This is a genomic window from Paenarthrobacter nicotinovorans (assembly GCF_007670255.1).
In the GTDB taxonomy this organism is placed as follows: domain Bacteria; phylum Actinomycetota; class Actinomycetes; order Actinomycetales; family Micrococcaceae; genus Arthrobacter; species Arthrobacter nicotinovorans_B.
Genome location: NZ_SZVS01000018.1, coordinates 14,596 through 39,905, shown reverse-complemented (window position 1 = coordinate 39,905; position 25,310 = coordinate 14,596). Strand labels below are relative to the sequence as shown.

Annotated in this window: 28 protein-coding genes; 12 read left to right on the top strand and 16 right to left on the bottom strand. The window is 64.7% G+C overall.

Features of this window, described 5'->3' with window-relative positions:
- Positions 1 to 13 precede the first annotated feature (13 nt).
- A complete protein-coding gene (gene merA / locus FDP28_RS19865) occupies positions 14 to 1,456 on the bottom strand; it encodes a mercury(II) reductase (RefSeq protein WP_144663327.1) in 1,443 nt (480 codons plus the stop codon).
- A 280-nt stretch (positions 1,457 to 1,736) separates the two neighbouring features.
- Between merA and FDP28_RS19860 the strand changes: the two genes are divergently transcribed.
- Complete coding sequence (locus FDP28_RS19860; RefSeq protein ID WP_144663342.1) at positions 1,737 to 2,126, top strand: heavy metal-responsive transcriptional regulator; 390 nt, start codon at positions 1,737 to 1,739, stop codon at positions 2,124 to 2,126.
- A 147-nt stretch (positions 2,127 to 2,273) separates the two neighbouring features.
- Here the strand turns inward: FDP28_RS19860 and FDP28_RS19855 are convergent, their stop codons facing one another.
- The 4 genes from FDP28_RS19855 to FDP28_RS19840 all read right to left on the bottom strand — a co-directional run bounded on the left by FDP28_RS19855 (position 2,274) and on the right by FDP28_RS19840 (position 4,105).
- Entirely contained in the window at positions 2,274 to 2,612 is a 339-nt protein-coding gene (locus FDP28_RS19855) for a YnfA family protein (protein WP_260842549.1), read from the bottom strand.
- A 74-nt stretch (positions 2,613 to 2,686) separates the two neighbouring features.
- Positions 2,687 to 3,217: a DinB family protein gene (locus tag FDP28_RS19850; protein WP_144663326.1), complete on the bottom strand. Its 531-nt coding sequence runs from the start codon at positions 3,215 to 3,217 to the stop codon at positions 2,687 to 2,689.
- A gap of 28 nt (positions 3,218 to 3,245) precedes the next feature.
- Complete coding sequence (locus tag FDP28_RS19845) at positions 3,246 to 3,758, bottom strand: GNAT family N-acetyltransferase (RefSeq protein WP_397321072.1); 513 nt, start codon at positions 3,756 to 3,758, stop codon at positions 3,246 to 3,248.
- Positions 3,755 to 4,105 (bottom strand): ArsR/SmtB family transcription factor, encoded by a 351-nt coding sequence (locus FDP28_RS19840; protein ID WP_144663325.1) that lies wholly within the window; start codon positions 4,103 to 4,105, stop codon positions 3,755 to 3,757. Before FDP28_RS19840 ends, FDP28_RS19845 begins: the two co-directional genes overlap by 4 nt.
- A 121-nt stretch (positions 4,106 to 4,226) precedes the next feature.
- Between FDP28_RS19840 and arsB the strand changes: the two genes are divergently transcribed.
- The 9 genes from arsB to FDP28_RS19795 all read left to right on the top strand — a co-directional run bounded on the left by arsB (position 4,227) and on the right by FDP28_RS19795 (position 12,035).
- Positions 4,227 to 5,306, top strand: coding sequence for an ACR3 family arsenite efflux transporter (arsB, locus tag FDP28_RS19835; protein WP_397321073.1), 1,080 nt, complete (start codon positions 4,227 to 4,229; stop codon positions 5,304 to 5,306).
- 57 nt (positions 5,307 to 5,363) lie between these two features.
- Positions 5,364 to 6,035: an arsenate reductase/protein-tyrosine-phosphatase family protein gene (locus tag FDP28_RS19830; RefSeq protein ID WP_144663324.1), complete on the top strand. Its 672-nt coding sequence runs from the start codon at positions 5,364 to 5,366 to the stop codon at positions 6,033 to 6,035.
- Between the two features lie 193 nt (positions 6,036 to 6,228).
- Positions 6,229 to 6,651, top strand: a complete 423-nt coding sequence (locus FDP28_RS19825; RefSeq protein WP_144663323.1) for an arsenate reductase ArsC — start codon at positions 6,229 to 6,231, stop codon at positions 6,649 to 6,651.
- A gap of 26 nt (positions 6,652 to 6,677) precedes the next feature.
- Entirely contained in the window at positions 6,678 to 7,682 is a 1,005-nt protein-coding gene (trxB, locus tag FDP28_RS19820; protein ID WP_144663322.1) for a thioredoxin-disulfide reductase, read from the top strand.
- 160 nt (positions 7,683 to 7,842) lie between these two features.
- Positions 7,843 to 9,231 carry an FAD-dependent oxidoreductase gene (locus tag FDP28_RS19815; RefSeq protein ID WP_144663321.1) on the top strand — a complete coding sequence of 463 codons (1,389 nt, stop codon included), beginning with the start codon at positions 7,843 to 7,845 and terminating at the stop codon, positions 9,229 to 9,231.
- Between the two features lie 30 nt (positions 9,232 to 9,261).
- Complete coding sequence (locus FDP28_RS19810) at positions 9,262 to 9,921, top strand: arsenate reductase ArsC (protein WP_144663320.1); 660 nt, start codon at positions 9,262 to 9,264, stop codon at positions 9,919 to 9,921.
- Positions 9,918 to 10,346, top strand: coding sequence for an arsenate-mycothiol transferase ArsC (locus FDP28_RS19805; protein WP_144663319.1), 429 nt, complete (start codon positions 9,918 to 9,920; stop codon positions 10,344 to 10,346). Before FDP28_RS19810 ends, FDP28_RS19805 begins: the two co-directional genes overlap by 4 nt.
- Before the next feature lie 2 nt (positions 10,347 to 10,348).
- Entirely contained in the window at positions 10,349 to 11,557 is a 1,209-nt protein-coding gene (locus FDP28_RS19800; protein WP_144663318.1) for an MFS transporter, read from the top strand.
- Complete coding sequence (locus FDP28_RS19795; RefSeq protein WP_144663317.1) at positions 11,547 to 12,035, top strand: universal stress protein; 489 nt, start codon at positions 11,547 to 11,549, stop codon at positions 12,033 to 12,035. The genes FDP28_RS19800 and FDP28_RS19795 overlap by 11 nt, the downstream gene beginning before the upstream one ends.
- A gap of 65 nt (positions 12,036 to 12,100) precedes the next feature.
- On the opposite strand, the gene FDP28_RS19790 is transcribed toward FDP28_RS19795, so the two are convergent.
- From FDP28_RS19790 to FDP28_RS19740, 11 genes are read right to left on the bottom strand one after another with little or no spacing between them, the layout of a single operon-like run.
- Positions 12,101 to 12,529: a DUF4913 domain-containing protein gene (locus tag FDP28_RS19790; protein WP_144663316.1), complete on the bottom strand. Its 429-nt coding sequence runs from the start codon at positions 12,527 to 12,529 to the stop codon at positions 12,101 to 12,103.
- Positions 12,530 to 12,545: 16 nt separating this feature from the next.
- A complete protein-coding gene (locus FDP28_RS19785) occupies positions 12,546 to 14,315 on the bottom strand; it encodes a TraM recognition domain-containing protein (protein ID WP_144663315.1) in 1,770 nt (589 codons plus the stop codon).
- Positions 14,312 to 15,898, bottom strand: coding sequence for a helicase HerA domain-containing protein (locus FDP28_RS19780; RefSeq protein WP_144663314.1), 1,587 nt, complete (start codon positions 15,896 to 15,898; stop codon positions 14,312 to 14,314). The genes FDP28_RS19785 and FDP28_RS19780 overlap by 4 nt, the downstream gene beginning before the upstream one ends.
- Positions 15,898 to 17,406 carry an SCO6880 family protein gene (locus FDP28_RS19775; protein WP_144663313.1) on the bottom strand — a complete coding sequence of 503 codons (1,509 nt, stop codon included), beginning with the start codon at positions 17,404 to 17,406 and terminating at the stop codon, positions 15,898 to 15,900. The genes FDP28_RS19780 and FDP28_RS19775 overlap by 1 nt, the downstream gene beginning before the upstream one ends.
- Positions 17,393 to 18,730: a hypothetical protein gene (locus tag FDP28_RS19770; RefSeq protein ID WP_144663312.1), complete on the bottom strand. Its 1,338-nt coding sequence runs from the start codon at positions 18,728 to 18,730 to the stop codon at positions 17,393 to 17,395. Before FDP28_RS19770 ends, FDP28_RS19775 begins: the two co-directional genes overlap by 14 nt.
- 1 nt (position 18,731) lies before the next feature.
- Positions 18,732 to 19,469 (bottom strand): DUF8175 domain-containg protein, encoded by a 738-nt coding sequence (locus FDP28_RS19765; protein WP_144663311.1) that lies wholly within the window; start codon positions 19,467 to 19,469, stop codon positions 18,732 to 18,734.
- 27 nt (positions 19,470 to 19,496) lie between these two features.
- On the bottom strand, positions 19,497 to 19,766 hold the full coding sequence (locus FDP28_RS19760; RefSeq protein ID WP_144663310.1) for a hypothetical protein: 270 nt from the start codon (positions 19,764 to 19,766) through the stop codon (positions 19,497 to 19,499).
- Between the two features lie 18 nt (positions 19,767 to 19,784).
- On the bottom strand, positions 19,785 to 20,387 hold the full coding sequence (locus FDP28_RS19755; protein WP_144663309.1) for a DUF6668 family protein: 603 nt from the start codon (positions 20,385 to 20,387) through the stop codon (positions 19,785 to 19,787).
- A 33-nt stretch (positions 20,388 to 20,420) separates the two neighbouring features.
- Positions 20,421 to 21,923, bottom strand: coding sequence for a chromosome partitioning protein ParA (locus FDP28_RS19750; RefSeq protein WP_144663308.1), 1,503 nt, complete (start codon positions 21,921 to 21,923; stop codon positions 20,421 to 20,423).
- A 40-nt stretch (positions 21,924 to 21,963) separates the two neighbouring features.
- Positions 21,964 to 22,473 carry a hypothetical protein gene (locus tag FDP28_RS19745; RefSeq protein WP_144663307.1) on the bottom strand — a complete coding sequence of 170 codons (510 nt, stop codon included), beginning with the start codon at positions 22,471 to 22,473 and terminating at the stop codon, positions 21,964 to 21,966.
- Positions 22,470 to 23,549, bottom strand: coding sequence for a CHAP domain-containing protein (locus FDP28_RS19740; protein WP_144663306.1), 1,080 nt, complete (start codon positions 23,547 to 23,549; stop codon positions 22,470 to 22,472). Before FDP28_RS19740 ends, FDP28_RS19745 begins: the two co-directional genes overlap by 4 nt.
- Positions 23,550 to 23,814: 265 nt before the next feature.
- Between FDP28_RS19740 and FDP28_RS19735 the strand changes: the two genes are divergently transcribed.
- Both FDP28_RS19735 and FDP28_RS19730 read left to right on the top strand, forming a co-directional pair.
- Positions 23,815 to 24,552, top strand: coding sequence for a hypothetical protein (locus FDP28_RS19735; RefSeq protein WP_144663305.1), 738 nt, complete (start codon positions 23,815 to 23,817; stop codon positions 24,550 to 24,552).
- Positions 24,549 to 25,310, top strand: a complete 762-nt coding sequence (locus FDP28_RS19730) for a hypothetical protein (protein ID WP_144663304.1) — start codon at positions 24,549 to 24,551, stop codon at positions 25,308 to 25,310. Before FDP28_RS19735 ends, FDP28_RS19730 begins: the two co-directional genes overlap by 4 nt.

The window sequence follows — 25,310 nt, the reverse complement described above, 5'->3', positions numbered from 1 at the left end:
CTGAGGGTAGGGGTCAGGAGGCGCAGCAAGAGAGTTTGGAGATGTCGGTGGTGAAGGACTGTGCGGCGATCTTGATCCCTTCGGCCATGGTCAGGTACGGGGACCAGAGGTTCGCCACTTGGTCCACGGTCATGCCTGCTTCGAGGATGTAGACCCCGGCGGCGGCGAGGTCTCCTGCTTCCTTGCCCACGGCGGTGATTCCCACGATCCGTCCGGTGGAGGCGTCGGCGACGATCTTGATGAAGCCGCGGGTGTCCCTGTTCACCAGGGCGCGGGGCACGTATTCCAGGGGCAGGACCCGGCACTCGCACCGGATGCCCGCCGCGTTGGCTTCCTTATCGGTCATGCCGACCGCGGCCAGGGCGGGGCTGGTGAAGGTGACGCGGGGCAGGTGCCGGTAGTCGACCTCGCGGCCGGTGTTGTTGAAGGCGTTGTCGACGGCCAGGGAGCCGTGGGCGGCTGCGACGTAGACGAATTCGCGGTGTCCGGTCACGTCCCCGGCAGCCCAGACCCGTGCGTTGGAGCTGGCCAGCTGGCTGTTGACCAGGATCTCGCCGCCGTCCCCGGTCTTGACGCCGACTGCGGCCAGATTCAGTCCGTCCGTGACCGGTCGGCGGCCGGTTGCGACGAGCAGCCGGGCGCCCCGGAATTCCTCCTGTCCGCCGGAAACGGCCGCGGTCGCAATGATCCCGCCGGTGGCGGGGTCCGTCCGTACGGAGGACACGGCCGCACGGCGGACTACCCGGATTCCTTCGTCGGCGAAGACACTCATCAGGGCCCGGGAGGCCTCGGGTTCCTCGGCCGAGGCCAGGCGGGAGCGGACCAGCATGGTGACTTTGGACCCGAGTCGGGCGAAGAGTTGGGCCTGTTCCAGCGCCACGTACCCGCCACCGAGAACCAGCAGGGACTCGGGTACCTCGTCCAGTTCCATCGCAGTCGTGGAGGTCAAATAGCCCGTGTCCGCCAACCCGTCGATGGGCGGCGCCCACGGGGTCGACCCGGTGGCCACCAGATAGTGCGCCGCCCGGACCGATTCCCGGGCACCGTCCTGCCCGGTGATTTCGAGGACCGGATCGTCCTGGCTGCCGGCGAATACGGCATTGCCCTGGCGCAGCTCCCAGCCGTAGTCCGCGATCAGGTCCACATATTTATCCGACCGCATCGTCTCCACCAGGGAACGCTTCCCGCCGATCAGCCCGGCCATGTCCACTTCCCCGGCGGAGGTGCTGATGCCCGGGAACCGTCCGGACGCATCCAGGGCAACGTGCCTTGCCTCGGCCGCCGCCAACAACGCCTTGGAGGGAACACAGCCGGTGTTCACACACGTCCCGCCCACGGTGGACCGCTCGATCATCAGCACGCGCTTGCCCAGGTTGGTCGCCCGGATCGCAGCCGCGAACGCCCCTCCGCCGGAGCCGATGACGGCCAGATCAAAATCAGGTGTCGGTTCAGACATCAAATCCTCCAAAGTCGTACAGCAGCGCCGTCCAGCAATACCCACAACAGCGCCTCGTGAAAGGGTCCGACCCCAGTCTGCACCTTCCACCACAGGGGAAGGTCAAGAGGTGGACTTATCGCCGGCATACATGCGCGGAGCCCCATCCCGGCTTCATGCCGCCGAAAAAGATGAGTTCCCCTCGGTCCGGGGCGGCCCGCACCTGTTCCTATGCCCATCTTTGACCTTCCAGTAAACTGGAAGGTCAAGAGGGAAATTCCCCGGGACGAAGAGGTGCATGATGCGCATTGGCGAAACCGCCGCAGCGGCCGGCTTGACCGCCAAGACACTGCGGTTCTACGAGGACCGGGGCCTGCTGCCGGCCGCCGACAGGGCCCCGAACGGATACCGCGACTACTCCGAGGAAACGGTCAGCCGACTGGAATTCATCCGCCGCGGCCGCACCGCCGGACTGACCCTGGCCCAGATCAGCGACATCCTCTCCGTCCGCGACCACGGGAAGGCCCCCTGCGTACACGTCACGGATCTGTTGGCCAGCCAGCTCCGCGACCTCGATGCGCAAATCGCCGAACTCACAGCGCTCCGGGCAACCGTCGCCGAATTCCATGACGCGGCGGCCGCAGGGGACCCCGCAGCCTGCGACCCCGAACGCATCTGCAGCTACCTCTAACGAAAATCAAAGCCATGCCCCCACTGTGTTCCCCCGACCGGCAACTTGCCCTCGAGTCGTAGGTGCGACCACGAGGGGACAGTTTCAAGCGCGGGTGTTGGGGCACCCGGGGAAGACTCTCAGTTCGTACTCCGCTGCCTAACTGTCTCAGCCTGCATTGCGGGGTGGGAACATGATAACGGCCACTCCGAGCAGGCAGATTGCTGACCCTGCAACGTCCCAGCGGTCGGGTCGGAAGCCGTCAAAGGCGATGCCCCACAGGAGCGATCCGGCGACGAAAACACCGCCGTAGGCGGCGAGTATCCGGCCAAAATGCGCATCAGGCTGCAGCGTCGCTGCGAACCCGTAGATACCCAGGGCGATGACGCCCAGTCCGGCCCACCACCATTCCTTGCCTTCCCTCACGGACTGCCAGATCAGCCAGGCACCGCCAATCTCAGCGGCGGCGGCCAACATGAACAGAAGGATGGTCTTGGCAAGAGTCACAACACCCATCATGGCAGGCAGCCCAGCGGCCGTGCTGCTGCAGGCAGCGGGGGCAGGATACGGCAGCGGGCCGACTATTGCTGTGGAGGCCTCAGGCTGAGTTGCCTGGAGTGGAAGTCGAAGTGTTTGGTCGGGTACGCGTAAACGTCGTTGATGGTCATGGTGGGAGCGAAGAAAGGATCCCAGTGGTCCGGGAAGGGCATCAACCTCCCCAATGAACTGTTGTTTTCGCGTTCCAGCCTTCGGGTGATGGCGTTGATGGTGGTTTCCAGTTTCCGGGACATCCGGCGCTTATTGAAGTAGAGGGCTGCGCTGCGGGAGCCCCAGTAGTTGATGGCGTCGAAGGGGCGCGTGCCCGCGTTCAGGAGTGCGGCGAAGCCCCTGCCGACGGGGGCGGGGAGCCGGCTGATGAGGTGAACCAGCGGCAGCAGCGCGCGGACGACCATGTAGCCGAAGACCATGTGGAAGAGCAGCTCTTCGTTGGTCCACTTGGTGCCGCTGCTTTTGCGGCGAAGATCCGCCAGGGTGGCGTCCGCCAGCCAAGCATCAAGGTCGGTCCGGGCCCGGCGGTAGCCGGCCAGGATCTCTTCCTGTGTCGGTTCCACCTTGTCCTCCACGGTGCCGGTCGGCTGTCTAGATGTTGTCGGAGCGGCGTTCGATCAGGAGCGTGTCGCGCCACTGCCCGGCCATCGGGCCGTGGGTCATCCGGGCGATCCGCTGGCGGCGTCCCACAGTGGTGAAGCCGTGGGCGAGGTGAAGTCGGAGGCTGGCGTCGTTTTCGGGGAAGACGCTGGCTTGGATGGTCCAGATCCCGGCGTTCGCGGTGGAGTTTATGAGTTCTTGGAGGAGGGCTGTGCCGATGCCCTGCCCGCGTGCGGCCGGGTCCACGTACACGGAGTGTTCCACGACCCCTGCGTAGACGGACCGGGCCGAGGCGGGTGAGACGGCAGCCCAGCCCAGGACCGCGCCGTCGGCCGAGGCGGCGACGTGACGGTGGCCGGGCAGCCTGGACTGGTCAAAGGACTCCCATGCGGGGGCGGAGGATTCAAAGGTCGCATGCCCGGTGTCGATGCCTAGCTGATAAATGGTCCGGACCTGATCCCAGTCCGCCGGTTCCATGGCCCGGATCCTCAGGGTCGCGCTCACAGGTTGGCCAGGAGATCTGCGACGTCCTCCAATGCGCCGGGGGCAAGCGAGAAGTACGCCCAGGTGGCACGCTTTTCACGCAGCAGCAGTCCCGCTTCGACCAGGATTTTCAGGTGATGGGACACCGTGGGCTGGCTCAGGTCCAGGGGCTCGGTGAGGTCGCAGACGCAGGTCGACCCGGACGATGAGGCCTTGATGATAGACAGCAGACGGAGCCGGTTCGGGTCAGCCAAAGCCTTGAAAACGATGACTTTCTGCTGTGCTTCCTCAACACTCAAGGCCGGCCTCTCTGCCGGCACACAGCAGGAAACATCGACCACAGGCTCAAGAGTTGGCAGAGAGTTCATGCTCCCCATTATGCACACAAATTGACAACCATCGATATAGCTGGGTTTACTTCGTACATTGATCTTCATCAATTTAAGCGCCGAGATTCAGAGGAGACCCGTGAGTACCCGGAAAGATACAGTGCTGCCCCGTCAGGACAATGCCGCCGTCGTGGGTAAGTTGTCCACCGTTGACCGCTTTCTGCCGGTGTGGATTATCGCCGCCATGGCCTTGGGCCTGCTTCTGGGCAGCCTCATCCCCGGACTGAATACCGCATTGGAGGCGGTAAAAGTCGGTGACGTGTCACTGCCAATCGCCATCGGGTTGCTGGTGATGATGTATCCGGTCTTGGCGAAAGTCCGATACGACCAGGCGCATCGGGTCTTGGCTGACCGGAAGCTGATGATCACCTCACTGGTGATCAACTGGATTCTGGCCCCTGCTTTCATGTTCGCACTGGCGTGGATCTTTATCCCGGACCTGCCCGAGTACCGCACCGGCTTGATCCTCGTGGGTCTGGCGCGCTGCATCGCAATGGTGATGATCTGGAACGATCTGGCCTGCGGGGACCGCGAATCCGCTGCCGTGCTCGTGTTTCTCAATTCCCTTTTCCAGGTGATCGCCTCCAGTGCACTGGGATGGTTTTACCTTCAGTGGCTGCCATCCTTCTTGGGCCTGCCTACCACCAGTGCCGACTTCTCCTTCTGGGCCATCACGCTCTCTGTCCTGATCTTCCTGGGCATCCCGTTGCTGGCCGGCTTCCTGACTCGCACCGTAGGCGAGAAGGCCAAGGGCCGGGACTGGTACGAGAGCAAGCTGCTACCGAAACTGGGGCCTTGGGCTCTCTATGGACTGCTGTTCACCATCACACTCCTTTTTGCCCTGCAGGGCGGGACCATCACGTCCCGGCCGCTGGACGTGGTCCGCATTGCGGTGCCACTGCTGGTCTACTTCCTCCTGGTCTTCGGCGCAGGCATGGTTCTTGGGAAGCTACTCAACCTTGGCTATGCCAAGACCACCACCCTGGCGTTTACCGCGGCCGGCAACAACTTCGAGCTCGCCATCGCTGTTGCAATCGGCACCTTCGGAGTCACTTCCGGACAGGCCCTCGCCGGCGTCGTGGGCCCACTCATTGAGATCCCCGTCCTTGTCGCGCTGGTTTACGCCGCCCTCTGGGCCCAGAAGCGGTTCTTTGCTGACGACATCCTCACGAACGCCTAGCCGGCACAGAGAACAATCGGGTTGACTAAGAAATATATCTCAGTCAAAATTGAGTCAATGAAAACTGATCCAGCTGATGCGTTCCAGTTGCGGGTGGCCCGGCATGCGGCTCTCGCCGATCCGGCGCGCCTGCGCATGGTCGATCTGCTGACCGTTGGCGACTTTTCACCCACGGAACTCCAGGCCGAATTGGCCATGCCGTCGAACCTGATGGCCCACCACCTCCGGGTGCTGGAAGATGCGGGCCTGACCGTCCGCCGCCGGTCCGAGGCCGACAAGCGGCGCAGCTACATCCGCCTGGCAGCCGGTGCCCTGAACGGACTGGCGCCAGGTGCCGAGCGCGGCGCCGCCCGGGTCCTGTTTGTCTGCACGCGCAACAGTGCCCGCTCCCAGATGGCCGCCGCGCTCTGGCGCCAGGTCAGTGAGATACCCTCGACCTCCGCCGGAACGCACCCGGCGGACCGGATCGCGCCCGGCGCCCTCGAGGCGGCCCGCCGGCACGGCGTGGATCTGCCCGAAGTTCCCCCGCGGAAGCTCGAGGAAGTCAGCGCCGGCGATTTCGTCATCACCGTCTGCGACAACGCCCACGAGGAACTCACCAGCCTCGACGGCGTCCACTGGTCGGTGCCCGATCCACTGCGGATCAACACCGAGGAAGCCTTCGAGTCCGCCTTCAAGGACCTGTCCGGCCGCATCCACGACCTCGCCCCCAGGCTGCGCGCCGCCTGACACGCGGCACGTTCCCCAGGGCCTGCCACGCGTCACCCCATGGCGCCAGGTCCGCCCCAAGCCCAATATTGACAATCATCAATAAAGCGTTCGATACTCCATACATTGATAAACATCGATATGTAGATGTGGGATGTGTGGTCGTGGCGACTTCTTTCACACCGATCCACCAACTGATTCCAGGAGAAAACCAGTGAGCACTGAAACCGCCAAGAAGCCCTCCGTCCTGTTCGTCTGCGTCCACAATGCCGGCCGCTCCCAGATGGCCGCCGCGTTCCTGACCACGCTCGGCCAGGGCCGGATCGAGGTCCGCTCCGCCGGGTCCCAGCCCGCCGACAAGATCAACCCCGCCGCAGTGGAGGCCATGGCCGAGCTGGGCATCGACATGTCCGCCGAGGTGCCCAAGGTCCTGACCACCGAGGCCGTGAAGGAGTCCGACGTGGTGATCACCATGGGCTGCGGCGATGAATGCCCGTACTTCCCCGGCAAGCGCTACGAGGACTGGGTCCTGGAAGACCCGGCAGGGAAGGGCGTCGAGTCCGTCCGCCCGATCCGGGACCAGATCAAGACCCGCATCGAAGACCTGATCGAATCCCTCATCCCCGCGGCCAAGTAACCGGCCAAGGACACCAGGAGACGCACGTGAGCACCAACGAAACGCCCGCGGCCGCCACGGCCGAACAGCTGATCATCATCGGCTCCGGCCCCGCCGGCTACACCGCAGCCATCTACGCCGCCCGCGCCGGCCTGGAACCGCTGGTCCTGGCCGGCTCCGTCACCGCCGGAGGCGCGCTGATGAACACCACCGAGGTGGAAAACTTTCCCGGGTTCCCCGGCGGCGTCCAGGGCCCGGAGCTGATGGACGGACTGCAGCAGCAGGCGGAAAAGTTCGGCGCCAAGGTCGTCTTCGACGACGTCATCGAAGTCCAGCTGCAGGGCCACCTCAAGCACGTGGTCACCGGCGGCGGGGAAACCTATGAGGCGCCTGCGGTCATCCTTGCCACCGGGTCCGCGTACAAGGAGCTCGGTCTGCCGGAGGAGAAGAAGTTCAGCGGCCACGGCGTGTCCTGGTGCGCCACCTGCGACGGGTTCTTCTTCCGCGACCAGGACATCATCGTGGTCGGCGGCGGCGACTCCGCCATGGAGGAGGCAACCTTCCTGACCCGGTTCGGAAAGACCGTCACCATCGTCGTCCGCAAGGACGAACTGCGCGCTTCCCGCATCATGGCCCAGCGGGCCAAGGACAACCCGAAGATCCGCTTCGCCTGGAACTCCGCCGTCACCGCCATCCACGGCGAGTCCAAGGTCACCGGCGTCACCCTCACGGACACCATCACCGGTGAGACCCGGCACCAGGATGCCACCGGGATCTTCGTGGCCATCGGGCACCTGCCGCGCACCGAACTCGTGGCCGGCCAGGTGGACCTGGACGACGAAGGCTACATCAAGGTCGATGCGCCCACCACGGTCACCAACCTAGCCGGCGTCTTTGCCTGCGGCGACGCCGTGGACCACCGTTACCGGCAGGCCATCACCGCCGCCGGCACCGGCTGCGCCGCGGCCCTGGACGCCGAACGGTACCTGGCCGCGCTGGCCGATGCCGACAGCATCGCGACTGCCCTGGTCGAGGAACCCATTCACGCATAGACCCGCGCGGGGAGGGAGGTGAGCTGAATGAGGACAGGATGCTGCGGCGACTCCGGCTGCTGCGACGATCAGGACTGCTGCTAACCCCCGCCGCCTGCCGGGCACCCCAAGGGCCCGGCAGGCACCAACCACCATCAGGAAACATGGAAATGAGGACAGCATGGATTCAGCGAACAGCCTTCCCGTTGCCGTGATCGGCGCCGGACCCGTTGGCCTGGCGGCCGCGGCCCACCTGCTCGAACGCGGCCTGGAGCCGCTGGTCTTCGAAGCAGGACCCACGGCGGGCGCCGCCATCGAGCAATGGCGCCACATCCGGCTGTTCTCACCCTGGCGGTTCAACATCGACGCCGCCGCCGCCCGGATGCTCGAAGCCACCGGCTGGGAATCACAGCGCCCCACCGCCCTGCCCTACGGCGGTGAACTTATCGACAACTACCTCGCGCCGCTGGCCGCGCTGCCCCAAATCGAATCCCGGTTACAGACAGGTGCCCGCGTTATCGCCGTCACCCGTCAGGGCCTGGACAAAACCCACGTCCGGAACCGGGACACCACACCCTTCACCGTCCGCGTAGAGCACGCCGACGGCGAAACCCGCGACCACACCGTCGCCGCCGTCATCGACGCGTCCGGCACCTGGTCCCGCCGCAACCCGCTGGGCACCTCCGGCCTGCCCGCCATCGGCGAAGACACCGCCGCGGGCCGGATCTCCGCCCCGTTGCCTGACGTCACCGGCCGGGACCGGGCAGCGTTCGCCGGCCGCCGCGTCCTGGTCGTCGGCGCAGGCCACTCCGCCGCGAACACCCTCATCAGCATCGCCGACCTGGCCAAAGACGAACCGGACACCCGCATCCTCTGGGCAGTCCGGGGGGCTACAGCCGAGAAGGTCTACGGCGGCGGCGACGCGGACGGGCTCCCTGCCCGCGGCCAGCTCGGCGGACGCGTCCGCCGCCTCGTCGAAGCAGGCAAAATCGAACTCCACACCACCTTCGGTATCGCCTCCCTCAAAACCCTCGACTCCGGCGTCATCATCGAGGCCGTTGACGGCCGCACAATCGAAGCTGACGTCATCGTCCCCTGCACCGGGTTCCGACCGGACCTGGACATCCTGCGCGAACTCCGGCTCAACCTCGACCCCGCCGTCGAAGCGCCGGTGGAGCTCGGCCCCCTGATCGACCCCGAATTCCACTCCTGCGGGACCGTCCCGCCTCACGGGGCGAAGCTGCTGGCCCACCCGGACAAGGACTTCTACATTGTCGGGATGAAGTCCTACGGCCGGGCCCCAACGTTCCTGCTGGCTACCGGCTACGAACAGGTCCGCTCTGTCGTCGCCGCCCTCGCCGGGGACCACGAAGCAGCGGACACCGTCCACCTCGAGCTGCCCGAGACCGGGGTCTGCTCCACCGACGCCGGGACCAGCTGCGATGTCCCCACGACCGCCGGCAAGGCAACCGCAGCGGCAGCGGAGGAGAGCGGGTGCTGCGCCGCACCCGAACCGGTCCTCGTCGGATTCCCCACCGGGCTCGCCCACGGCCGCTCCGGAATCAACTGACCCGCAACAAAAAACACTTGGAGTGCTGTCATGACTGAGAACCGTGAGACCAGCCTCGGGCTGCAGGACAACACCGAAATCCTGCACCGCATCAGCGCCCGCCTCGGCGAGAAGTTCCACGGGATCTTCGCACCCGAAACCGTGGAGCGGTACGTCTTCGAGTCATACGCCGCGTTGGCCCGGACGGCAAAAATCAGCAGCTACCTGCCCGCCACGACCGAACACTTCGCCGACGACAGACTGAACGCCCTGGCCAAGTCCAAGGGGGCCATCGCCTCCGAGGTCCCCGAGGTTCTGTTCGTCTGCGTTCAGAACGCCGGCCGGTCCCAGATGGCCGCCGCACTGCTCACCGTCGAAGCCAAAGGCCGGATCCACGTCCGCTCCGCAGGATCCCTGCCGGCCCACGAGCTGGACCCCGCCGTCGTGACCGTCATGTCCGAGATGGGCCTGGACGTGTCCCGGAACTACCCCAAGCCCCTCACCGATGACGTCGTGCGCGCCTCCGACGCGGTCATCACCATGGGCTGCGGGGACTCCTGCCCGATCTACCCGGGCAAACGCTACGAGGACTGGGACCTGACCGACCCGGCAGGCCAGCCCCTCGAGAAGGTGCGGGAAATCCGCGACCAGATCCACGACCGCGTCAAAACCCTCGTCGACTCACTCACCAAGGAAACAACCCACTCATGACTGAAGAAACCACACCCACGAAACCGGCCGTACTGTTCGTCTGCAGCAAGAACGGCGGCAAATCCCAGCTCGCAGCCGGCCTCATGCGGGACCTCGCAGGCGATACCGTCACCGTCTATTCCGCCGGCACCAAACCAGGCAAATCCCTGAACCTGCAAGCCGTGGACTCCCTGGCCGAGCTCGGCATCGGCGTCACCGGCGAACACCCCAAGCCCGTCACCGACGACGTCCTGGACACTGTGGACGCCATCATCGTCCTGGGCACCGAGGCCAAACTTGAACCGCGGGAAGGCACCCGCTTCGAGATCTGGGAAACTGACGAACCCTCCGAACGGGGCATCGAAGGCATGGAGCGGATGCGACTGGTCCGGGACGACATCAAGACCCGGGTGCAGGCCCTCTACACGGAGCTCACCGGGAACTAGCCATGCCCGCCCCTGCGGTATCCCGAACACTGGTCACCGAAGGTGCACCACGCGGCGGGCTCGCCGCGCTGTGCATCACCCAGACCACCGCGTGGGGCGTGCTCTACTACGCGCTGCTGACCGCGGCCGGGCCCATCAGCGAAGACACCGGCTGGGACCAGGCGCTCGTGACCGGAGCCTTCTCCGCCGGACTGGTCGTCTCAGCAGCCGCCGGGATCGCCGTCGGAAGGATCCTGGACCGAACCGGCCCGCGCAACCTCATGGCGGCCGGCTCGCTGATCGGCGTGCTCGCCGTGGCCCTGGCCGGCCTGTCACCAAACCTGATCTGGTTCGCGGCCGCCTGGCTGCTGGCCGGAACCGCGCAGGCAGCGGTGCTCTACCAGCCGGCCTTCACCGTGATCAGCCGCTGGTACGGCCCGGCCCGCATCCGGCCGCTGACCATCCTGACCCTCGTGGCAGGATTCGCGTCCACGATCTTCGCCCCGCTCACCGCAGCCCTCTGCACCGGCATCGGATGGCGTGGAGCCTTCCTCGTTCTCGCCGGCCTGCTCGGCGCCGTGACCGTGCCACTGCACACCCGATACCTCAACCAGACCTGGCCGCAAAAACCGTCCGCGGCCCAGATCCTCGAAGACGCCGCCCAGATACGCCGCATCCGGCGCAGCCGCGAATTCCTGGCCCTGCAAGTCCTCATGGTCCTGCTGTGCCTCGGACTCTATACCGTGACGCTGAACATCATCCCCCTGCTCATGGAAAAAGGAGCCGACTACACCCTGGCCGCACTCGGCCTCGGACTCGTAGGAGCAGGACAAGTCGCCGGCAGGCTGCTCTTCGCAGCCCTGCCCACCAAAGCACGCATCCCCGCCGTCACCGGCACAGCCACCCTCGCGCTCCTGCTGCTGGCACTCCCGCCAGGACCCGTGCCGCTGCTGATCGGCGCCGGAATGATCGCCGGCGCCGTCCGGGGCTGCCAAACACTGCTGCAAGCCACGATCGTCGCCACCAACTGGGGCGCCACCGGTCTTGGCACCCTTCAGGGCCTCTTCGCCGCGCCCCTCACCATCGTCACAGCACTCGCCCCGGCCCTTGGCCCGGCACTAGCCACCTGGTGCGGCTCCTTCACGGGCATGACCTACACCCTGGCAGCCGCCACCGGAACCGCCCTGCTCATCTCCGTCGCACACACCGTGCGAGGCCGCCATGTCCGATGAGGAACGGCTGGAAGGCCCCATTATCCTCGGCGTGGGATGGTGCTTCTCAGAGCATCTGATCCGGACAGCAGCCGCCCTGGCAGCTTCCATGGAAGAACATCTCATCTGCGCATTCGTCGACCCGGCCAGCTACCTCACTGAATGGGAACCACCGAACCACCTCACGGCCTTATCGCTGGACCCCAGCATCAACGAAGAAGCCCAATTCCCGTCGCAGTACCTACAACACAAACTGGAAACCATCCTCGGCAAGCCCGGACAGTCCTGGTCCTTCCGCGTGCTCCACGGCGCTGTCCCCAAAGCCCTCAGCCGCCTCGCCGAGAACACAAGCGCAGCCCTGCTCATCGTCGGGGCTGGTAGGCCAGGTTCCCTGGCGAGGCTGGACCGCGCCCTCGAAGGGTCTGTGTCAGCGGCCCTCGTCCATCGCCAGCGGCGGCCCGTCCTCATCATCCCGGAGCCCCGTAACAAGCCCCAATAGGCTGGGCCGCCCAACTTAGACCCGCCGGGAGCAGGCGAAAGTCTACGAGAGGACGCCATTGGCTTCTAATCCTGTTGGGAACGGACGTCAGGGAACCACCCTTCTGGGGCTTTCTTGGGCTCCAGGAGTTCGGGTTCCCGGTGTTCTTTCATGTCGCAGTTGTAGAACGGCCCTTGCGGATCCAGAAGCACCCGCATGTGGTGGTCTGCGTGGTCTTTCCACCAGACGCTCATCCCGGTCGCAGGATCCAACCGCAAGTGCTCCCAGGCCCGCCACAGCGCTGCCACACGGGAGACGGCCTCGGGGTGGAAATACCACTCGATGCACCACTTGGCCGATTTTCCCGTGACGCTTCGGACATAGGTGGGCAGCAGCTGCTCATGGAGAAATTCTTCGGCGGATCCATAGACGAGTTCCGGTGCTTTCTCCGCCCCTTGGGCGGGTGTAGCCGGTGGCGGCGTATCCGTGTCGTACAGGTCGAAATCATTCGCCATGTAAAGAGGGTCCTTCCTACGTCGTAACCCAGGGATTGGCCACCGGCTCAGCTGGCATCACGACGGCCGGTTCTTCAGGGCGAGGGCTGTACTTCTTGATGGACGCCTCCACTGATTCCTTGTGCGGGCCCGTGTACCAGGGCATGGTCCGCACCAGGGTGGCGGGTGCGCCGGAGGCGAGGACCACGGCGCGGCCGCGGTCCAGCTCGGCCAGGTTGGAGACATCAAAGATCCGTTCCTTGGCTTCCTGCCGGGATCGGCTGGAACCGGATTTCCCCGAAGACGTAGAGACATTGATGTAGCTGTAGTCCCCGATTAGATCGGACAGCGCACGGAGGAAGCCTTCTTCCGCGACGCCGCCGCCGTAGACCTTCACGTTCGCCGCGGACCAGATCTTCCGCATGTTCGCCTCTCCCCACAGCTCCATGCCTTGGGACCAAGACTGCAGGATCCCCATCACGATCAGGCCCTTGGAGCCGTAGTGGCTGAACTGGTCCGGCAGGCCGGCCCAGCGGACCACGTTGGCCAGCTCATCGAGAGCGAACAAGGCCGGCTTAGGAAGCCGGCCGCCGCTGCGTTCGGCACGTTCTTCCATTGCCTCGGCAATCGCTACCGTCAGGGCCGTGGTGAGAGGGGCGGCGGATCCGGCACCTTCTTTGGACAGGATGTAAATGGTCTCCTGTGACGCGGCGAAGGCGTGCGGGTTGAACTGGCGGCGGGTATCCGTGGCCACCGTCGCCCCAGCAGTGGGAGCGACCCACCGCAACGTGTTCCGGCTCTTGAGGCACTGAATCATTTTCTCGGCGGTACCGAAAATGCCGTCACGCTGCTTGTCCGCCAGCTCCAGCGTGGACTCAAGGCCCTTGTACTGCAGCTCGTAGTCGTGCTGCTTGAGGATGTTGATCGGTTCCCGGTTCACCTGCTCCGTCACCCACAGATACACCTGCGTGATCGGCAGCTCCCCGAGCGCGGCAGCGAGGAAGTAGGAGGACAGAATGTCCTCTGCCTTGGGATCGAAGTAGGCGTCAGGCTTTGACCCAGGCACGCGGGAACCCACGGAGAAGTGCTGCGTGAGCTTGTACGCCTTCTCTTCGTCGGTGACGTAGGAGAGCGGGTTCCACCACCAGTCCGGCTCTTCCTGGGCGATCTTCTGCGGATCGAACACCCACACGGGCGCGGTGCTCTCACGGACCCCACGGGTACCGTCCACGACGTCGCGCTTATTCGACGTCGAGACCACCGCCCCGGGTGCGTCCAGGATGGCCGGCATCACCCGTGAGGTTGATTTACCGGTCCGAGGCCCCCAGATGTCGAGGCTGAGGTCTTCCCAGGACTGAAGGAACTTTTGCCCGGTGGAGACGACTTTGCCCACGACGATGCCTGGCGTGTCCGTCACGCCCAGCCGCTCAGCTGTCGCTTTCGCTCCCTTCTCGGAGAATGCGGCCAACGCCTTGCCGCGGCCCAGGTAGCGGGCGGCTTTGTCGACGCGGGCACGCTTGGACGCACCTTGCCGCCACGCCGCGAGCACGACGATGGCCAAAGCCAGGACGAGCCCGACCATGACGCAGACAACGATGGTGGCTTCCGCAGGCCACGGCACGCGGCCTTTGATCAGACCTGCGATCAGATCGATCGGGTGCGCTGGCGGGGCGTCGATGCCAGCCATCCACGAACCGACATGCAGGGCGGCGTAGGTGCCGCCGACGAAGACGACGATGAAGCCGATGGCCAGCCAGACCAGCAGGGCATCACCGACGCCGATTCCTTTGCGGTTGGGTGCGCTCATTCTGATGCTCCTTCACTGGGCAGGGCCGGGGCCGCCGGTTCAAGCAGGGTTTCCGATGTGGTGCTCCACTTGGCATTGGTGTCGTTGATGCCTTCGGGGCCTTTCTCCAGGGATGTGAGTCCGACCTGGACGGGGATTCCGGGACGGCCGCCGACCTTGATGAGGAACTTTCCCCGGCCCGGCGGCTCAGCATCGACGCCGCGGGAGTCCCACGCGGGCGGGTCCTGCCAGCCGACGAGCTTTTGCTGCTCCTGGCGGGAGAGCGGGATGGCGGAGGTCAACTGGGGCATCTCCGAGGCCGGCAGGCCGCCGCAGATCACCATGCCGGAGCGTTCGACGAATCCGCGGGCTTTCATCCGGTCCTCTTCGGCCGGCAAAGCCAGCAGGTCGGACATGGTGTGGGAGATCATGATCTGCCCGACGCCGACGGAGCGGTTGAGCCGGGTCAGAGCGTCCACACGGTCCACCATCCCCTTCCCAGCCCGCAAAGCACGCCACAGTTCGTCCAGGACCACGAAATAGTTCCTACGTGGCTCCAGCCCGGCGTCTGCTAGGGCGTTGGCGACATTGACGGTGCCGAAGCCGTAGGACCAGCACGCCAGCAGTACCGCGGCCTGCAGGTCCGTTTCTGTCTCATCAATGCTGGAGACGTCAAAGACCACGGCACGGTTGCGCACCATCGGCTCGGAGGTTTGCCGGGAGAAGATTTCCCCGAGCTTCCCGCCCCCGGTCAGCCCCAACAGGGTGGCTTCCAGCGCCCGCGTCTCCTGCAGGTAGACAGACTTGTCTCCACGGTCGAGGGCGACCTGGCGCAGCTCGTCAGGTGCGGACACGATCACGTCCAGCAGGTCTTTCAATACCGGAACCCCGTCAAAGCGTTCATCGAGGATCCGCAGGGCACGGTCCAGGATCGTCTGTTCCTGATCGGTGGGAGGGCTGTTGCGGCTGATCGTGATCAGTGAAACAACCATGGTCAGGCGGCGGCCGTGCGCGTCGGCGCGGACCCGTGCCGCGTCTTCAGGATGGCCGTTGTCTTCCAGGAGCTGGGCGGCTTCAACGGCCTGGCCGGGGTCAAGGATGTTCAGGTACCCGACGCCGCGGCCAAGCCGGATCACCTGACCGCTCAGGGCCCTGACGGCTTTGACGTGCTCGCCTTTGAGGTCGCCCAGGATCAGGGGGTGCACCCCTTGTGCGGAGAGTCCGATGAACATCCGCCGCACGACCGTGGACTTCCCCAGACCGGGCTTGCCTAGGATGAACGCCGAGGGGTTGGAAATCAGCCGGGCCCGCTGGAACCAGCTGATCGGGTCGCAGCAGACCGTGGCCTGGGTTTCCTCGTGGCGTCCGAGCGGGATACCGATCATGGGTGAGGATGCACCGGAAGAGAACGGCCACAGCCCGCACACCTGAACTGTGGTTCCCCGGTACTCCTTCACGGACGGAACGAGCTGTGCCATGCCCCCGCCCCGGCCGGGCCAGCCACGCGCACCAGGGGCAGCCTCGCGAGGCTGCTTCCCCGTCTTCTTCGGGGCCGCAGCGGCCTTGTGCTCGGAGGGTCGGGTGAAGAGCTTTACTCGGGCCATTACAGGGCATCCTTAATCTCGGACGGAACCATGCTGTGCTTGGGCAATACCAGCCCCAGGGGCAGGGACGCGGCGAACGCGGTGTCCTGGGATCCATAGGCGCGGCGCAACAGCACCCGGGCGGTGCCGGAGGTCTGCTCGATGGCAGCGACGGCATCCGGGAGGCGACCGGCGTCGGTCACGGTGGCCGTGACGACCATGCCGAAGTTCACCAACCCGGCGCCCTGGGCTTCCTCCTGGGCGGTTTGGGCCGCTGAACGGGCATCGACCAAGGCGCGGGCCGATGGCCTCGTGCCGGAAGTGATGCGCACATTGGCGTTGTTCTGGTCCCGCTCGACCACGGCGGCAGCGCGGGCCGAGTCCATCGGACGGTACAGCAGCGAGATGCGCTTGCGGTCAATGTCCCCATGGGGTGCCAGCAGCCGGGACAGGACGGAAGAGTTCACCGATCCCCGCGGTGCACCAGTCATGGTCCAGGACACGGAGAAGGCGGAATCGTGCCGGTAGTCATCCCAGCTGGCCTGTGTCGCTGTGGGGCCGACTTCGCCCCAGGTCAGGGACACCGGGGAACCGGCGGCGTGGGCTTCATCAATGATCAGCGCCGCCGGAGGGTCGTAGGCGACGCGCACGACCTCGCAGAGCTCCTGGGCGGACATGGGACGTGCGATCCCGGCGCCGGTGGACTGCAGCCGTGCTGAGAGGCCCGGGATCCGGGACGCGAGGTCACGGGCAACGTCTTCCGGGCTCCGCTTCTTGGCCCCGGCCCGAATCGCGGCGTTGAACGTCAAGGACACCCAGGCCCGTACCGTTGCCGATCCCTCCGGGTACGTGTCCACGACTTCGCCCAGCATGTTACGGGCGAACTCAGGGGCATCCGGGTCGATATTCATCATGACCTCGTTCCGCAGCCGGTAGCCGGAGTCCGGTGCCGTCTCAACGGTGACGGCCGCGGCGTCCAGGCCGGCTTCGTCGGCCAGGGAAGCGAGCCAGCCGCCCCAGTTCGCCACCCAGGCATCGACCTGTTCCGGGTCAACGAGGGAAGCCCCGTCAGGTTCAGTCGAGAAAATCACGGTGAAGTGACCCGTGGTGGGGACGTGCAGCATGGCGAAGAGGCGCTTGTAGGAGTCGGTGAACTCGTACAGGGTGGACTTCGCTGCCAGCCCGGGCAGCTGGTACATGCCCCACTCTGTGACGCCCAGAGGGCCGGAACGGTAAAGATTGGTTCCGGAGGACCGGGAGAGCTTGAACGCCATCCGCGTGCCGAACCGGTCAACAATGGACTGGCCGTGCTTGTCCTTGACTGTCAGCAGCAAAGCCATGACACCGGCAAAGGCAAGGACGCCCAGGCCCGCGAGCAAACCCCACACAGCGAAGCTCACAATGCCCATCAGGAGTCCGGCAAAGACAATAGCCGTCCCGATCGCCCCAAGGTTGGCCAGGCCAGCTGAGCGCGGTACGCGCCAGTTGCCGTAGGACGGTTCTTTGTACTCGGTGTTAATTGCTGCCACTGGGGCCCTCCCCTGCTGAATCCTGCGCTGTCTTTTCAATTGCCTGCGACGTCCTGGACGCCAACTTCGCACCTGTGGCCACAGCCACTCCGGCCGGCCCCGCTGCCGCTGCACTACCACCGGCTCCTGCCGCTGACACCGCTCCACTGGAGCCAGATACTGCTGCCGTTCCGGCGGTTGCTCCGGTCCCTGCCTTGGCTGCTGCATCAGTGCCGGCGGCCCCGCCCGGTCCGCTACTGCTCGGAGTGGGCTGCCCGCCTCCACCCCGAGGGCCGGCGGGGCCGTCGCTGCCCTTCGGCGAACTGCCGCCGTGCATGCCCTGCGTGTTTGACGTGCTCGTTGAAGATGCGGGAACGGGGGATGCGTTGCCCCTGCCGCTGCCACCCCGGCCAAGCGAAACCGCACCGGTTGCGATTGCTCCCACAGCTGCTCCCGCCCCCGCGCCTCCACCAGAGGCAACTGCACCGACCATCGGGGTCACGAACCGCATCAACGCCGGCAACGCGAAAAGTGCCACGACCATCAGCGTGAATCCGGTGATGGGCTGAACCAGATTGGCGCTGCTGCTACTCCCATTGCCCATCAGCAGGAACGCGACCGAATACACGATCGCAGCGGCTGGTTTGTAGAGGATGAAGGCGATAGTCCAGCCAACAGCTTTTTGGAACCACTGCCGGCCCATCTCAGTGTTCGTGAACGCGGCCGTGGTTGGGAGGATCCCTGCAAGGATTACCAACATGCCGCTGCGCACTACCATCAACACGACCTGGACCAGGGACGCGATCAGCCCGATCAAGCCCAGGACGATCAGGATGAACACCCCGACGCCGGTCTGGTTTGTCATCACCAGGATCTTCAGGGACTCTGCGAAACCCTTACCGTCGGTAGCACGATTGATCACCACCGCGGAGAAGGCATCAGCGGCGACCACCAGAATGGAGATGACGCCGAGGCCGAGGCCGGAGACAAGCGTCAGGGTCAGCAGGGACCGGAGCAGATCCTTCAGGGGCGCACCCCGCTGCTCCCAGATCAAGCGAATACCACCCAGGATGACCGCCAAGACAGCAAGGGCCAGAGTCCACGGCATCAGCTCACTGTTCACCACCGAAACAACGGGGCTTGCAGTTCCGTCCTGGCTGGCCAAGTTCACGGTCGGCATTGAAACCCAGAAGGTCGACAGCGTGGTCACCATCTGGCTCATCCCCTCCATGATGGCTTTGGCGAGGTTGTTGATGGCATCGTCTGCAATACCGGCGGCAACATTGCTGGCACCCTGTTGGGTCCAGCAGAGGGCGTTCCAAACTTCGCACTCTTTCTCTGCCATGTCAGGCGCCGGCCCAAGGGATGAATGAACTCAGGTCACTGATTTGGCGGACTGCATTTCCACCGGCGGCGGGGATGTCCATCTTCCAGTCGCCGTCTTCCCACAGCAGGGATGTCGAGAAAGCGCCGTATCCCCCGTCACTGCTCTTGATTGCTAGCTCTACGACCGCAGCTTTGGGCGTATACGAGTGGATGATGAAGCCGGCGATCTGCACCTTCGGGGTGGTTCCCCCTCCGACGTCCTTGCCCTCCCTTATTGCCTGTACTGCTTTGTCCCGAGTGGGACTGTCAGCTGAGAGTTCCAGGTAAACCTGCTTCGCATAGCCATTGAATGAGGCAGCCCAGATGTTGGCCGTGGCGTAGAGCGCTCCCGTGGGCGACTGCGCGAAGCAGGACCTCAGACCGTCCTTGCCTACCGCGCCAGGGCCAACGTTGGATGGGTCGGTTGGGACGGCCATGGTTCCCACTAACTCCCACTTGGACTTGGGTGCGGTGCCCAACGCTGTGTCGTTACTGGCAGCGAGTCCGCAGACACTCTCGTCAGAGGCAGTAGACGTGCTGGGGATCGCCGGGGCGGAGCTGGTCTGCGTGGGTGCTGGTTGGGCGTTTCCCTGTTCTTTGGGGAGCAGGAAGATGACGATGGTTGCTGCGATCAGCGCGACGACCAGCGCGGCCGCGATGATGAAACCGGGCTTGGTGAACGGATTGGACTCGGTGGTGCTCTCTGGTGACTGGCTCACGGTGAACCTCCCGTTGTTGGTGCTGGTTTAGACGAAGGCGCGGACGATGCCTGAGGAGCCGGTGATGATGATGCAGCCCATCAGGACCCAGCCGAGTTTGGCGATTGATTCCCCGCCTTCTCCACGACGGAGCTGGATGACCATGCCGATGCCGACGATGATCACGCCCAGGACGCCAAGGACGAGGCCGATACCAGAGGCCCAGTTCAGGACGGTGAGCAGTCCGCCGGCTTCGGCGGGCACGACAGGAGTCGGGTCCGGAATGGTGCTGGTGCTGATGGCAGTGATGACGTTCATGGTGAGACCTTTCGGTGATTAGTGCTGTGGATTAGGTTCCGTAGCCAGAGCAGCTACGTCGGTGATGAAGCGTTGGTATTCCCTGCCCGGTGGCGTCGTTGTGCAGTCGCCATGCCGCCATGCCTCGACCCAGGGGAGGACCCAGAGTCGTGGTGCGCCCCCGCCGATAATCGCTGCGAAGTCGCGCAGCGCCTTGGGGGTCTTTCCTGGTGCATCTGCCAGGATGGCGAGGCCGATAAGGTCAACCTTGGGTGTTGCTCCTGATGCCCATTGGGTCAGGGCGCTTTGCGCGGTGGTGAGGCCGCGCATATCGTTGCGGCAGACCAGCAGCACCCGGGGCTTGCTGCTGTCCTGCATAACAGGCCAGCAGTGCCCGGTAGGGCGTGCTCCGTCGATCAGGTCTGCGGTGCGGCTTTCACCGGCTCCCCCGTGGCTACCAACAATCCACAGCATCGCGGACCCGGATACTACGCGGTTGGCCAGTCGGTCCGCGGTGTCCGGCTCCACCATGCCCCTCAGCGGTGTGCTGATCACGGCAGCTGGCGGGACGTGCACCTCGGGTGTTTCCTCGTCGTTGCTTTCGTCTGGGCTGGTGATCCAGGGGTTCAGAGACAGTTGCATGGTTCCTCCTTCCTTTCGTTCGCTGTTGGGTGTCTAGAAGCCCTTGGCGACGGCGGCCGCGGCGGCCAGCCATGCCCGCTGGGTCGCGGGCTGGAGGGCTTCATAACGGATGGGGCCGTTGACCAGGGCCGGGTCGTACGGGATACGGACGACGGCGCGGACAAATGGCTCGAAACCGTCCGCGATCCGTTGCGCCTCAGCCTTTGCCCGTTTGAGGGCGTCCCCGGTCATGCTGCGCTTGGCGTCGGTGGACTCGGAGACGATCACCACGGCGTTGCGTGCCAGCTCGGCGTCGTGGCCACCACGGGATTCGAGGGTCTGTAGTGTCAGCCGGGCTGCTTCTGCCCGGTCCTCGATGGCGGTGACGGGGACGACGAGCTGGTTGGTGTGGTCGATCATCCGGCGCCAGTTCGCTGCCCGGGCGGTGTTGCCGGAGTCCATGATGACCAGCCGGTAGTAGCGGGTGAGGACCTGGTGGGCGATGTCCACTTCCTCGGCGGTGACTTCGTGGTCGCCTTCTTCGTTTTCATCCGAGCGCAGCACGTCGAACTTGTCGGCGGTCTGGTGGTGGACGAACTTGGCGATCTCGGCCGCGTTCGTGGATGGAGAGAGAAGTTCGGTGGAGGAATCGATCAGGTCCAGGACGCTGCGGTCGTGGGCGCCTTTCTCGGTTCGCCAGCCGAGGGTGCCTTGGGATTCGTTGTTGTCCCAGGCGACCGTTGCCGCTCCACTGTAGCGGGCAAGGATGGCCGAGAGCATTACCACCGTGGGGGTTTTGTTGGCCCCGCCCTTGCGGTTGACCACGGCGATGGTCCGCGGACCGGGCCAGTGCTGACTCACTGTGCGGATGTCTTCGCGCTCGGCCAGTTCCTCTGCTGAGGGGTCCATCCGGAGGCCCAGGCGGGTCAGGGTGCCGCGCCAGCCTTGCGTGGCTGGCTCCAGCACCGGGGTGCTGACCAGGAAGGAGGTCTCCTTCAGGCTGCGCCGGGACAAGGGTTCCTCGGGAGCCGCAGCAGCTGGCGATTCAGCGTCAGCGACGCCGATCCTCCGGACGGCCGGACTCACAGGCTCCGTTTCCTCAGTTTCTATGGGGGTGGGCGGCCACGGCTGGCGCTCAATCGCCTCCGCCGTAGCTTCAACCGGGGCAGGCTGTGCAGGAATGGTTGCCGGCTCAGCAGCAGCCAAGGGGATGGCCTCAACGACTGCCGGGCCTACCGTCTCGGCAGTCGTCGCCGGGGCCTGCGATCGACGACGGGCCGGTCGGGGCACGTAGCTGATGGATTCGATCTTGTTATCGGGGTGCACGACTAGTTCACCGTGCCCTTCGGGATCCTCGATCTGGACCCTCACGGGGCGCTGCAAGGTCTGTGCTTCGGCAACGATAAGGGCGAGGGCGTTGTCGCGGAGCTCCTGCAGTGTTTGGCCGTCCGGAACTGCGCGGGAGTTACCGGCAACGACGACTTCGGCGGTGCCGTTGTCGCGGACGATGGCCTTGATGTTTGGAAAGGCCAGGACCTCGGTTGGTGTAGTAACCATGAGCTTTCTTCCTTTGCGTGTCTGGTGGATGAGGTGGCGCTTAGGACGTTGGTGGAGTGAACCGGTTAACCTTCCACGGGGCGTCCCTGCCTGTGCGGAGCAGCTGCAGCGAGTAGTTCCCGGCATCGGTGGGGACAGCAGCCGTAACCCCGTAGCCGTTGGCTTCATCCACCGTCAACGTGGCCGGACCGGTGACGCGGTTAGCCGGGATGTTGGTAGGGTCCACGGCCGAGTAGTCGGCGGTGGCCTGCGGGGTGAGCCACCGGGCGAGATCATTGGCCCACTGCTCTTCGCCGACCGAGGGACGGGCGAAGTCCGCCATTGCCCTCCCGGCGACATCCACGGCCCGGTCCTTGCTGTCTTGATCCCAAGCAATGCCCATCGTGGGCGGCACCGTCCCGCCCGGTGCCTGCGGACCGCTGCCGGCGCTCAGGGACACCGGAGCCGAGGCAGTTGCCCGCGTTTCCGTGGAAGCTGGATTCGTGTGCGCTGGCTGCGCGCAGCCAGCGCACAGCAGGGCCGCCGCGACGAGAACAACGGGCTTTCTCATTTCTTCTCCTCTTGGTTGGGCAGGTACAGGAACGCAGAGGGGACACTGCTGCTGACGGTGCGGGTGTAGTAGTTGTGGTCATCCGGCGGCGGGTTGCCGTTGTAGCCTTCTTCGACATATGTCCCGTTGGCCTTGACTTCCTTGACCACGGCCACGTGGCCAAACGTTGGGTCCGATCCACCCACGCCTGGTGCGTACCAGACGACCGCACCGACCCGGGGTGTGTGTCCGTTGGGCCAGCCCTTGGCGTCCCATCCGGCTTTCCACGTCACGGCGGAACCGAGGCCCTGCCCGTCAGGGCGGAAGTTCCCGTTCAGGAACTTGAACGGGGCACTGGTGGACCCCATCTGCTGGTTGACCCGCCACAGGGCGAAGTCAACGCATTCGCGGTAAAACATGCCCAGCGGTGAGGCGGCCGCGGAGCCTGCTCCAACCTGCAGCCAGGTCGGAGAGTCTTTCCACGGGTAGTCATCCCCCGCGCCGGAGTTTCCTGGGATGGCGCAGTCACTGCCCTCGAGGGAGAAGTCCCCGCCCGAGAGTGCCTGGACGATCTTGACGGCTTCGGGCCAGTACTTCTGGTAGTGGTACGGGTCCGCGTTCCGCTGGACCTTGTTCCCGGCGATGGTCGGCTCCAGAAGTTCCCAGCCGGGTACAGCCTGTAGCGCCTTGATGAAATTGGTGGCGCTGATCGTCGGATTCATGCGATCCGCGTAGGAGCCCCATGCACCGTTGTCGCGCTGCTGGAACAAGCCGCGGGAGTCCGGTCCGGGCCCGTCGCCGTAGTCCAGTACGCGCAGTCCCGACTCCCCCAAGGCAACCATGACGCTGATGGTTTGGCCCTTTACGGAGAGGTTCAGCGCTTTACCGGCTCCCATGACAGCGGCGGCGTTCTTCAACTGTTCAGCGCTGTATCCCTCCACTTTCGTGTTTCCGTCCAGGGCCACAGAGGCCGGGCCACAGTAGGCCGCCGCAGGTCTCGCAGGATTCAGCAGAAGGATGAGTGAGAAGACCAGCCCGAAAAACATCCCGGGAATGACGATTAGGGCCACGAGTGCCAACGACTTCCGTTGGCTCATCGTGTGGTCCGTTCTCTGACGAACGACCTTAGGTCTTGCACAACCGTTCCTTCCCCCGGGGCGCCGAAACTTGCGCCTTCGACTAGGCGTCTGGTCAAAGTGCTTGGAGTGCGTCCCCTGATGGGCGGAACCCCTCCCCGGCTAAACTCGGCCAAGAAGCTAAAGTAAAGATGGATACCAAAAAGTGAGTTTTTGAAAATACTTAACTATTGGTAGCAGTTTAGCAGGTTCATTGTCATGCGTCCTGTCACGTCAAGGAGTGTTTGTGCCCGTCTCAGCCAAAGAGTTCAAGAGCTGGCTGGACACTTCGTCCATCAGCCCTTCCCCGGCTGCCCTCAGTGCACTGACGGGCCTTAATCGCGGAACCCTGGGAAACCAGCTGCGGAGAGGGAACGTGGCTGAATCGACGGTCGTCGCCGTAGCTCGGGCAGCCGGGTTAGGGGTGCTTCAAGCTCTCACGGCCTTCGAGGGATACCGCGACGTTCTCTCCCGGCCCGTGGAACCGTCCGCTGCCGAAGTTTTGAGCCAGGTCCACCACGCGGATCTCATGGCAGAACTGCAATTCCGGACGTCAAAGACCCATTACCCCCGCGAACTCAGAAGCCACATTCCACTTATTGAATTTCCGCATGATGGTTCCCACCGTGCCTGGGTGGACGCCCTGGATCCGGGAGACCTCCGACACCGCATGGCCGCGGAATCGGGAATGGCACTGACGTACATCATCACGTCCCTCACGGAGAACCGTCTCTCGCCGCACCTTGCCGTAGCGGCGTCCAGGGCGACCGGAGGGTCCTTCGCCTCAGGACTCGTCGTTGTTGGCTTGATAACGCCGGCAGAGGGCGGCTGGCAGGTGCGTGCACGCGAGGACGAACTGCTGGAGGTTTCCGATGACGCCCTTGTGGAGCTGATTTCAGCGCGCATCAACCTCCTGCAGCGCAGAGTGAAACAGCGCAAAGAGGCCCGCGAATACGCAGAGAAGATGACGGAGCTCCTGGGATGAAGGTACTGGCCGTTGTACCCACTCTGATGCTCATTCTCTTGGGGAGCCTGACGTTCAAGCGCCTCAATGCCCCTACAACGGGATATCAGCATGCACTCAAGGGAAAAGGCAGAAACGTCGCGCTGTCAGGAATATTCCTCACACTGGCTTACCTGCTTCTTGTACCACCCGTGTATTACGCAGTCGACTCCATCATGCCCATCACGAACGCGACGGACTTGCTTTCGAAATACTGCGCTCTGGTCGCCGTGGCGTTTCTTGGAGGCCACCTCAGCCAGGCCTACGGTTCAACATTCGCCAGACGCTGGACTGTAGGCATGCCCGGTGCGGTCATGCTCGGCCTCACCGCTACCGGCCTCCTGTTGACGGTTCTGGCCACGGACGGCCCCGCTCCCTCTCCTCAACTGCTTGATTATGCAACGCAGCCCAGCGTCCGCCTTAACACCTGGCTGGTCCTGATCTATGTTGCCTACGTCGTAGCACCCCTGATTCGGCCGGCCTACTTGGACGCCCGTCGGAACCCTTTGGCCATTGGGAAAGTGGCGTCCGGGATGATCGCTGGAGGCTTCACGCTGTCCTTGCTGCGGGCCGGTAGCTATCCCGCGGAATGGTATGGGTCCAAAGACCTCGCCTACGTCTACATGCTCATCTCCTACGCCTCGACCGCCTTGGTCGTCATCGGCCTTGCGCTGTTTGCATATGCGCGACGCCAGAAAAAGCCAGAACGTGAGCTGGGATCCGCACTGTCGATCGACTAG